General features: G+C 68.8%; 8 protein-coding genes and 1 riboswitch. Of the genes, 1 reads left to right on the top strand and 7 read right to left on the bottom strand.

Going from position 1 to position 9,564, the window contains the following annotated elements; translation table 11 throughout:
• The coding region (locus tag AC5E6L_RS11510; protein ID WP_491773418.1) for a heavy metal translocating P-type ATPase at positions 1-1,419 on the top strand (1,419 nt) is incomplete at its 5' end.
• 19 nt (positions 1,420-1,438) lie between these two features.
• Here AC5E6L_RS11510 and gcvP read toward each other — a convergent pair.
• The 7 genes from gcvP to AC5E6L_RS11475 all read right to left on the bottom strand — a co-directional run.
• Positions 1,439-4,282 (bottom strand): aminomethyl-transferring glycine dehydrogenase, encoded by a 2,844-nt coding sequence (gcvP, locus tag AC5E6L_RS11505; RefSeq protein WP_491773416.1) that lies wholly within the window; start codon positions 4,280-4,282, stop codon positions 1,439-1,441.
• 26 nt (positions 4,283-4,308) lie between these two features.
• A complete protein-coding gene (gcvH, locus tag AC5E6L_RS11500) occupies positions 4,309-4,668 on the bottom strand; it encodes a glycine cleavage system protein GcvH (protein ID WP_491229537.1) in 360 nt (119 codons plus the stop codon).
• 14 nt (positions 4,669-4,682) lie between these two features.
• On the bottom strand, positions 4,683-5,792 hold the full coding sequence (gene gcvT, locus AC5E6L_RS11495; protein WP_491773414.1) for a glycine cleavage system aminomethyltransferase GcvT: 1,110 nt from the start codon (positions 5,790-5,792) through the stop codon (positions 4,683-4,685).
• Positions 5,793-5,933: 141 nt separating this feature from the next.
• Positions 5,934-6,021: riboswitch (glycine riboswitch) on the bottom strand.
• 79 nt (positions 6,022-6,100) lie between these two features.
• Positions 6,101-7,093 carry an inositol 2-dehydrogenase gene (gene iolG, locus AC5E6L_RS11490; RefSeq protein ID WP_491229535.1) on the bottom strand — a complete coding sequence of 331 codons (993 nt, stop codon included), beginning with the start codon at positions 7,091-7,093 and terminating at the stop codon, positions 6,101-6,103.
• Positions 7,093-7,947 carry a class II fructose-bisphosphate aldolase gene (locus AC5E6L_RS11485; RefSeq protein WP_491229534.1) on the bottom strand — a complete coding sequence of 285 codons (855 nt, stop codon included), beginning with the start codon at positions 7,945-7,947 and terminating at the stop codon, positions 7,093-7,095. The genes iolG and AC5E6L_RS11485 overlap by 1 nt, the downstream gene beginning before the upstream one ends.
• Positions 7,948-7,957: 10 nt before the next feature.
• The gene (locus tag AC5E6L_RS11480) at positions 7,958-8,812 is read right to left on the bottom strand and encodes a 5-deoxy-glucuronate isomerase (protein WP_491773411.1); all 855 of its coding nucleotides are present in this window, start codon (positions 8,810-8,812) and stop codon (positions 7,958-7,960) included.
• A partial coding sequence (locus AC5E6L_RS11475) for a PfkB family carbohydrate kinase (protein WP_491773409.1) occupies positions 8,793-9,564 on the bottom strand: 772 nt, incomplete at its 5' end. The genes AC5E6L_RS11480 and AC5E6L_RS11475, both read right to left, overlap by 20 nt.

Below are 9,564 nucleotides of genomic sequence, written 5' to 3'. Positions count from 1 at the left end.
TTCGTCGACCGCGTCCGGCCGCAACACCGGTTCGCCGGCCGGCGGGTCGTGTACCTGCCGAGGTTCGAGGCCGACGCCTGGTTGGACACCGTCCGACGTGAGCGGATCACCAATGCGATGGTCGTGCCGACGATGCTCGCCCGGATCGTCGCCATGGTCGAACAGGCGCAGGGCGCCAAGCTGCCGGTCCAGGCGCTGGTCGACCGGGTGACGCTCTTCTTCGTGCCGGCGGTGATGGGCATCGCCGCCCTGACCTTCCTTGCCTGGCTGATCCTGGGGCCGGCGCCGGCGCTGACATTTGCTCTCGTCAACGCCGTCGCGGTGCTGATCGTCGCCTGCCCCTGCGCGATGGGGCTGGCGATGCCGACCTCGATCATGGTGAGCATGGGGCGCGGCGCGGAAGCGGGCATCCTGTTCCGCAAGGGAGAGGCGCTGCAAACGCTCGGCAAGGCCGGGCTCGTCGCCTTCGACAAGACCGGCACGCTCACCGAGGGCAGGCCGGCGCTGACGGACCTGGAGCCGGCCGAGGGCTTCGGCGCCGACGATGTGCTTGCCGCGCTCGCCGCGGTCGAGGCCATGTCCGAGCATCCGGTCGCGCGCGCCATCGTCGCGGCGGCCGAGGGCCGGGGGCTCGCCGTCCCGCGCGCGGCGGGCTTCGGTTCGCTCACCGGCCTTGGCGCGTTCGCCAAGGTCGACGGCGTGCGGGTCGAGATCGGCGCGGACCGCTACATGGCGGAACTGGGCCACGATGTGGGCCCCTTCGCCGGGACCGCCGCGCGGCTGGCCGATGAGGGCAAGAGCCCGCTCTATGCGGCCATCGGGGGCCAGCTCGCCGCCATCGTTGCGGTCGCCGATCCGGTCAAGCGGACCGCGCCCGGGGCGGTCGCCGCGCTGCGCGGCATGGGCCTGAAGGTCGCCATGGTCACCGGCGACGATCGCCGCGCCGCCCGGGCGATCGCCAGGCGGCTCGGCATCGACACGGTGGTCGCCGGGGTGCTGCCGGGCGGCAAGGTGGATGCGATAAGGCGGCTCAAGGCCGGGCACGGAACGCTCGCCTTCGTCGGCGACGGCATCAACGACGCGCCGGCGCTGGCCGAAGCCGATATCGGCATCGCCATCGGCACCGGCACGGACATCGCCATCGAGGCGGCCGATCTGGTGCTGATGTCGGGAAACCCGCGCGGCGTGCCGAACGCCATCGTGCTGTCCAGGGCGACGCTGGCCAACATCCGCCAGAACCTGTTCTGGGCGTTCGCCTACAATGTCGCGCTGATCCCCGTTGCGGCCGGCGCGCTCTACCCGCTCTTCGGCCTGCTCCTGTCGCCCATGCTGGCCGCCGGCGCGATGGCGCTGTCGAGCCTGTTCGTGCTCGCCAACGCGCTGCGCCTGCGCCGGTTCGCCGCGCCGGTTGTGGGCTGACCGGCCCGGCGGCCGGGCGCTACTCGGCCGCCTCCCTGTAGTCCTCGACCGGCGGGCAGGTGCAAACGAGGTTGCGGTCGCCATAGGCGTTGTCGATGCGGCCCACCGGCGGCCAGTATTTGTCGACGCGGAAGCTGCCGGCCGGAAAGCAGCCCTGCTCGCGGCTGTAGGGCCGGTCCCAGTCGGCGATCAGGTCGGCGGTCGTGTGCGGCGCGCGTCTGAGCGGATTGTCGTCGGCGTCCATCTCGCCGGCCTCGATCCGGGCGATCTCGCTGCGGATCGACACCATCGCCTCGCAGAACCGGTCCAGTTCCGCCTTGGTCTCGCTTTCGGTCGGCTCGACCATCAGCGTGCCGGCGACGGGCCAGCTCATGGTCGGCGCGTGAAAGCCCGAGTCGATCAGCCTCTTTGCGATGTCGTCGACGCTCACACCGGCATCCCTCATGAAGGGGCGCGTGTCGAGGATGCACTCATGGGCGATGCGCCCGTTCCGGCCCTTGAACAATATGTCGTAGGCGCCTTCGAGGCGCTTTGCGATGTAGTTGGCGTTGAGGATCGCCACCTTGGTCGCCTGGGTCAGCCCGTCGCCGCCCATCATCTGGATATAGGCCCAGGAGATCGGCAGGATCGAGGCCGATCCGAACGGCGCCGCGTTCACCGCGCCTTCGCCCGAAACCGGATCGCCCGGCAGGTATGGCGCAAGATGAGCCCTGACGCCGATCGGACCCATGCCCGGCCCGCCGCCCCCATGGGGGATGCAGAATGTCTTGTGCAGGTTCAGATGGCTGACGTCGGCGCCGATTTCGCCGGGCTTGGACAGGCCGACCATGGCGTTCAGGTTCGCCCCGTCCAGATAGACCTGGCCGCCATGCTCATGGGTGACGGCGCAGACTTCGCGGACCGTCTCCTCGAACACGCCATGGGTCGACGGGTAGGTGATCATGCAGGCGGCGAGCCGGTCGCCGGCCTCGGCCGCCCTGGCGCGAAAATCGTCGAGATCGACGTCGCCGTTCTCGCGCGATTTCACCACCACCACCTGCATGCCGGCCATCTGGGCCGAGGCGGGGTTGGTGCCGTGCGCCGAGATCGGGATCAGGCAGACGTCGCGACGATCCTCGCCGCGCGCCTTGTGCCAGGCGCGGATCGTCATCAGCCCGGCATATTCGCCCTGCGCGCCCGAATTGGGCTGCATGGACATGGCGTCATAGCCGGTGATGGCGCACAGCCTGTCGGCGAGATCGCCGATCAGCGCGCGATAGCCCTCGGTCTGGCCGGCCGGGGCATAGGGGTGGATGTTGGCGAATTCGGGCCAGGTGACTGGCATCATCTCGGCCGCCGAATTGAGCTTCATCGTGCACGAGCCGAGCGGGATCATCGCCCGGTCGAGCGCCAGATCGCGGTCGGCGAGCCGGCGCATGTAGCGCATCATCTCCGTCTCGGCGCGGTTCATCTGGAACACCGGGTGGGAAAGATAGCCGGTCTGGCGCAGCAGCGCCTCGGGCAGGCGGACGCCCGCATGGCCGTCGGCGGCGTCCCCGGCGAGCCCGAAGGCGCTGAGCAGGCGGCCGATGGTCTCGGGCCGGGTCGTCTCGTCCAGCGTGATCCCGATCCGGCCCTCGCCGATGCGGCGCAGATTGATCCGCCGGTCGAGGGCGGCCTGCATGATGACCGGCTGCATCGCGCCGACGCGGATCGTGATCGTGTCGAAATAGGTCTCCTGTTCGACGGCGAAGCCGGCCGCGCGCAGCGTCTCGGCGACCCGCACCATGCGGCCGTGGATGCGCTGGGCGATGGCCTTGAGGCCCCTGGGGCCGTGAAAGACGGCGTAAAAGCCGGCCATCACCGCCAGCAGCGCCTGGGCGGTGCACACATTGGAGGTGGCTTTCTCGCGGCGGATGTGCTGCTCGCGGGTCTGAAGCGCCAGCCGGTATGCCTGATTGCCGTGCGCATCGATGGAAACGCCGACCAGCCGGCCGGGCAGGGCGCGCTTGAGCGCGTCGGCGCAGGCGATGTAGGCGGCGTGCGGGCCGCCGAACCCCATCGGCACGCCGAAGCGCTGGGTCGAGCCGACGGCGATGTCCGCGCCCATCGCGCCAGGCTCCTTGAGCAGCGTGAGCGCCATCGGGTCGGCGATCACGATGCCGACGGCCCTTGCGGCCTTGAGCGCCCGCATCTGGGCGGAGAAATCGCGCAGGTCGCCGAACGTGCCCGGATACTGGAAGATCCCGCCGAACACGGTTTCGGCGTCGAGCGCCCCGGGCGCGCCGGTGACGATCTCGATGCCGAGCGGTTCGGCCCGCGTGCGCATGACGGCGATGTTCTGCGGATGGCAGTTTTCATCGACGAAGAAGCGCCGGGCCTTCGATCGCGACGTGCGCAGCGCCATCGCCATGGCCTCGGCGGCGGCCGTCGCCTCGTCGAGCAGCGAGGCGTTGGCGACCGGCAGGCCGGTCAGATCGCAGACCATCGTCTGGAAGTTGAGCAGCGCTTCCAGCCGTCCCTGGCTGATTTCGGGCTGGTAGGGCGTGTAGGCGGTGTACCAGGCCGGGTTTTCGAGGATGTTGCGCTGGATCGCGGGCGGGGTGACGGTGCCGTGATAGCCCTGGCCGATCATCGAGGTGAAGACGCGGTTCTTCCTGGCGATCTGGCGCATGTGCCAGAGCAGTTCGTGTTCGGACTTGGCCGGGCCGAAGTCGAGCGGCTCGGACTGGCGGATCGAGGCGGGAACCGTCTCGTCGATCAGCGCGTCCAGGCTGTCCGCGCCGACGACCTTGAGCATGTCGGCCATCTCCTCGGGCGAGGGTCCGATATGGCGGCGGTTGGCGAAGTCGTAGGGCTCGTAGTCGGTCGGGCTGAACGGCATGGTCTCGGTCCGGTTGGTTGCGGGGGTCAGGCGATCATCGCCCGGTAGGCGGCCTCGTCCATCAGGCCGTCGACGGCGGCCGGATCGTTGACGCGCATCTTGAAGAACCAGCCCTCGCCGAGCGGGTCCTCGTTGACGAGCGCGGGCGCCTCGGCGAGCTTGTCGTTGACCGCGACGATGGTGCCGTCGACCGGCGCCTTGATGTCCGAGGCGACCTTGACGCTCTCGATGACGACGATCTCGTCATCCTTCTTCACCTCGGCGCCTTCCTCGGGCAGTTCGACGAAGACGACATCGCCCAACTGTTCGGCGGCATAATCGGTCACGCCGACGATGAAGACATCGCCTTCGGCGCGCAGCCACTCATGGTCTTCGGTGAATTTCATGGTCCTTGGTCCTGTTAGCGTTTGTAGGTTGAAGGCTTGAAGGGCAGGTCGGCGACGGTCACGGGCAGGCGCTTGCCGCGCACTTCGCCGAACAGGCCGGTTCCCGGCTCCGAAAGGGCGGCCGGCACATAGCCCATGGAGACCGGCCGTTCGACCGACGGCCCGAAGGCCCCCGACGTGACATGGCCGACCGGTTCGGCCGCCGTTTCGGTCTCGAACAGTTGCGTGCCCTCGCGCATCGGCGCCCGCCCTTCGGGCAGCAGGCCCACACGGCGCCGCGATGCGCCGTCCGCGAGTTCGGTCGCGATGCGTTCGGCGCCGGGAAAGCCGCCCTGGCGTTCGCCGCCCGGCCGCCGCGCCTTGTGGATCGCCCAGTTCAGCGCCGCTTCGACGGGACTTGTCGTCGTGTCGATGTCGTTGCCGTAAAGGCACAGGCCCGCTTCGAGCCGCAGGCTGTCGCGCGCGCCAAGGCCGATCGGTTCGACCCTGTCGTCGGCGAGCAGCGCGCGGGCGAACGCTTCGGCCCGGCCATTGGCGAGGGAGACTTCGAACCCGTCCTCGCCGGTGTAGCCCGAGCGCGATATCCACAGTTCGCCATAGGCGCCGTCCGTTACGATCGCATCCATGAACCGCATGCCGGCTGCCGCCGGCGCGATTGCGGCCAGAACCGCCTCGGCCGCCGGCCCCTGCAACGCCAGAAGCGCACGGTCCTCGACCGGTTCGACGGCGCAGGCGAGGTTGGCGCGCATGTGGGCGATGTCGGCCGCCTTGCGCGCGGCATTGACGACCAGGAACAGATGGTCGCCGCGATTGGCGATCATCAGATCGTCCAGGATGCCGCCATCGGCGTCGGTGAACAGGCCGTAGCGCTGGCGGCCCCGCCCGAGGCCGGCAATGTCGGCCGGCACCAGCGTTTCGAGCCGGGCGGCCGCATCGGCGCCGCGCAGGATCACCTGACCCATATGGCCGACATCGAACAGGCCGGCCGCCGCGCGGGTGTGCAGATGTTCCTTCATCACGCCGAGGCCATACTGCACCGGCATCCGGTAGCCCGCGAAGGGCACCATCCTGGCGCCGAGTTCGACGTGCAGGTCAAAAAGCGCTGTCTGTTCAAGCTCCGGCATGCGTCTTCCCAGGTTCCGCCGGCGATCCGGCATCATCGCATGGGCGCGGCGCGCCCGATGATGCCCCCTCTGTCCGTGTGCCTGAGATCGTTATCCCGTCGGCGGGCCGCGGGCCGAAGCCCCGACCGCTCTCCAGAGTTTTCCGCCGCGATGGTCCTGGGGCCTGAGAGTTTACCGGGGCGGTTGCTCCTTCGGCACCGGCAAAGCCGGATTCTCCCAACGCGACGCTGTGCAACTTTGGCCAATTCGCGGGCCGGGTCAAGCGCGGCGGGCTCATGGCCTGTTGATCGCGGTCGTCGGCCTCGCGTTCACGGGCCGATCGTGACCGGCTGGCCGGTCCGGTGCGAGCGGGTCGCCGCATCGGCGATCGCCTGGGCGCGCAGGCCGTCCTCGCCGGAGGGGCTGGGCGGATGGCCGGCCGTGACCGCCTCCACGAAGTGGACCATCTCGCGCCGGTATGCCTCGGTGTAACGTTCGAGGAAGAAGTGCTGGGCCGGGGCGGCGGTGAAGCCATCGGCATTGGCCAGCTCCACCTGGTGCTCGCGCTGGTTGCGGGCGCGGACCATGCCCTTCGAGCCGTGCGCTTCCACGCGCTGATCATACCCGTAGCTCGCCCGCCGCGAGTTGGAAATCTGGCACAGTCTGCCCGAGGCGGTCTTCAGCGTGACCATGGCGGTGTCGGCATCGCCGGCATCGCCGATCTGCGGATCGATGAGGCAGCTTCCCGCCGCGAACAGTTCGACCGGCTCCTCGCCGAGCAGAAAACGCGCCATGTCGAAATCGTGGATCGTCATGTCGCAGAAGATGCCGCCCGACGATCTGACATAGCCGATGGGAGGCGGTGCCGGATCGCGTGACAGGATGGTGACCATTTCCACATCGCCGATGGCGCCCTCGGCGATCCGCGCCTTCAAAAGCGCGAAGTTCGGGTCGAACCGGCGCTGAAAGCCGGTCATGAAGGGCACGCCGGCGGCGGCGACCGCCTTCAGGCATTGGCGGATGCGCGCCACCGACATGTCGACCGGCTTTTCGCAGAAGATCGCCTTGCCGGCGGCGGCCGCTCCGTGGATCAGATCGAAATGGGTGTCGGTCGGCGTGCCGATCACCACGGCATCGACATCGGCGCTGGCGATCAGCGCGTCGGCATCCATGGCCTTGGCGCCAACCTCGCCGGCGAGCGCGGCGGCGGCCTCGGGCACCGCGTCGGCGACCGCGACGGCGCGCGCCTCGTCCATGTGCTTGAGGCTGCGCGCATGCACCTGGCCGATGCGGCCGCAGCCCAGAAGTCCGATGTTCAGCATCAATCGGCCTCGCCCAGAGCTTCGTCGGGGCGGCTGATCGCGCGAATGGCCAGTCGCGCCGCCCGTTCGACGGGATGGTGGGTTTGCTTGAGGAGCTGCACGCGGTCGAACCGGTCCGGATCGGCATTGACCGCCTCGCGCAGCGCGGCGCCGAAGGCCATGCGCAGTTCCGTGCCGATGTTGAACTTGCAGATCGCAGACGTTCGCGCCAGTTTCGCGCGCTGTTCCAGCGGCACGCCCGAGCCGCCATGGATGACGAGCGCAATGTCGGTCACCGCCTCGATGGCGCCGATGCGGCCCTCGTCGAGCCCGCCCCGGCGTTCCTGTTGCAGATGGACGTTGCCGACCGAGATCGCCATCGCATCGACGCCGCTCTCGCGCGCGAACCGCGCCGCCTCGTCGGGGTCGGTGCCGGCCGAAGCGGCGCCGCCATCATAGCCGACAAAGCCGATCTCGCCCTCGCAGGACAGGCCGGCTTCATGCGCCAGTTCAGCCACTTGCGCCGTTTCCTCGATATTTCGAGTCAAGGGCTTGCGCGAGCCGTCATACATCAGCGAGGTGAAGCCGGATTCGCGCGCGATGCGACACTCTTCGAACGTGTAACCATGGTCGAGATGGGCGACGACCGGCACGGACGCGTTCTCGGCCAGATGGCGGAACATCGCGCCGAGCACCGGCAGCGGCGTGTGCTCGCGGCAGGAGGGGCCGGCCTGAAGGATCACCGGCGCGCCCTCGGCCTCGGCGGCGGCCACATAGGCGCGCATCTCCTCCCAGCCCAGGCAGACCAGGCCCGCGACGGCATAGCGACCGGCCAATGCCGGCTGTAGCACTTCGGCCAGTGTGGCGACGGTCATCGGATCGGGCTCACTTGAACTTGGCGACCATGTCCATGATGCCGGGGATGGTGTGCAACTGCTCGGCATGGGCGGGCTGGAAATATTGCACCAGCGAGCGCTGGCTCAGCCCGCCCAGAATGGTGAAATAATACATCTCATAGCCCGGCATCACCGCGCAGGGGTGGTAGCCCTTGTCGAGACACACGGTCGAGCCGTCGACCAGATGATAGGCCGCGCCGACCGCATCGCCCTCTCTTTGCAGCACCTGCACGCCCATGCCGTGGTTCGGCCGGAAGCGGAAATTGTAGGTCTCGTCGTGCCGCGTCTCTTCCATGGCCCCGCCCACCCGGCGGTCGGTGTCGTGCTTGTGGCTGGGAAAGCCCGACCAGCCGCCCTTGCCGACCGTGTAGAGCTCGCTGACCAGCAGCCGGCCGACCCGGCCATGCTGCTTCTGACCCAGAACATGCTTGATCTTGCGGTGCGTCTTGGTGTCGTCGGAGCCATATTGCACGATATCGAGCTCGTCGGCGCGCACGGCGAACGGTTCGAACACCTGATCGAACCTCGCGCCGGCGACGAACAGTTCGGCGCGGTCGGAAACGCACACCATCTGCGCCTCGATGCCGGTCGGCACGTAGACGCCCTCGGGCTCGCCGTCCCAGACATCGGCACCGCGCCCGCCCAGCGCCTTGGCCTCGAAGCTGCCGATGCGCACATCGACCGTTCCGGTCGCCGGCACGATGCAGGTCTCGTAGCCCGGCACGGCATAGGCGAAGCGCTCGCCCTTTTGCAGCTTGACGATGTTGAAATAGTTGAGCGGCACGCAATCATTGTCCGCGTCCACGATCGGCCTGTTGTTATTGTCATAGGGCGGAATGTGCATGGGTCTTCCTTTCAACGTCCGACGGGCCGGGGTGGGCGGCGAGAAACGCCTCAAGCTCGTCCGGATAGGGCATGGCGGGCGCGCAGCCGGGCCTTGAAACGACGATGGCCGCGCAGGCCGAACCGCGCATCACGCTGTCCTCGGTCGCATGGCCGTCGGCGAGCGAAGCCAGCAGGCCGGCCATGAAGCTGTCTCCCGCGCCGGTCGGCTTGAGCGCGTCGACCCGGTAGATGCCGGTGCGGATTTCCCGCTCCTCGGCCAGCGTGATCGCGCCTTGCGGGCCCATCTTGTAGACGATCATCGCCGCGCCGGCGCGGGCAAGCGCGCGCGCCTTGTCGAGCCCCTTGTCGATGGCGCCGGCCATGAAGCCGAATTCCTCGTCATTGCCGACGATCATGTCGGCGCTGGCGCCCGCGCGCGACAGAATGTCGGCGGCGATCGCCGGCGAGGGCCAGGAATAGGGGCGGTAATCGATGTCGAAGATCACCGGCAGGCCGGCCTTCCGCGCCAGTTCCATGGCGCGGAAGGCAGCCGTGCGCGAGGGCTCGGCGGCGAACACGGTGCCGGCGGTGACCATCGCGCCGAAGGCGGCGTAATCGACCACCTCGACATCGGCCATGTTCATCTCGAAATCGGCGGCGCCGTTGCGGTAGATGACCGTCTGGTGATCGGCAAGCCGGCTCTCATAGACCGCAAGCGAGGTGCGGGCCTCGCCGCCGACCGTCCGGACATGGCGCCGGCCGACCCCGTAG

Source organism: Roseitalea sp. (assembly GCF_984466335.1).
This window is presented reverse-complemented; position numbering and strand designations above follow the sequence as displayed.

What these genes read in the sequence shown, in the direction of transcription:
- gcvT (WP_491773414.1), bottom strand. Translation starts at nt 5,792, where the DNA reads ATGCCGGAGCTTGAACAGACAGCGCTTTTTGACCTGCACGTCGAACTC.
- iolG (WP_491229535.1), bottom strand. Translation starts at nt 7,093, where the DNA reads ATGCTGAACATCGGACTTCTGGGCTGCGGCCGCATCGGCCAGGTGCAT.
- gcvH (WP_491229537.1), bottom strand. Translation starts at nt 4,668, where the DNA reads ATGAAATTCACCGAAGACCATGAGTGGCTGCGCGCCGAAGGCGATGTC.
- gcvP (WP_491773416.1), bottom strand. Translation starts at nt 4,282, where the DNA reads ATGCCGTTCAGCCCGACCGACTACGAGCCCTACGACTTCGCCAACCGC.
- AC5E6L_RS11485 (WP_491229534.1), bottom strand. Translation starts at nt 7,947, where the DNA reads ATGACCGTCGCCACACTGGCCGAAGTGCTACAGCCGGCATTGGCCGGT.
- AC5E6L_RS11480 (WP_491773411.1), bottom strand. Translation starts at nt 8,812, where the DNA reads ATGCACATTCCGCCCTATGACAATAACAACAGGCCGATCGTGGACGCG.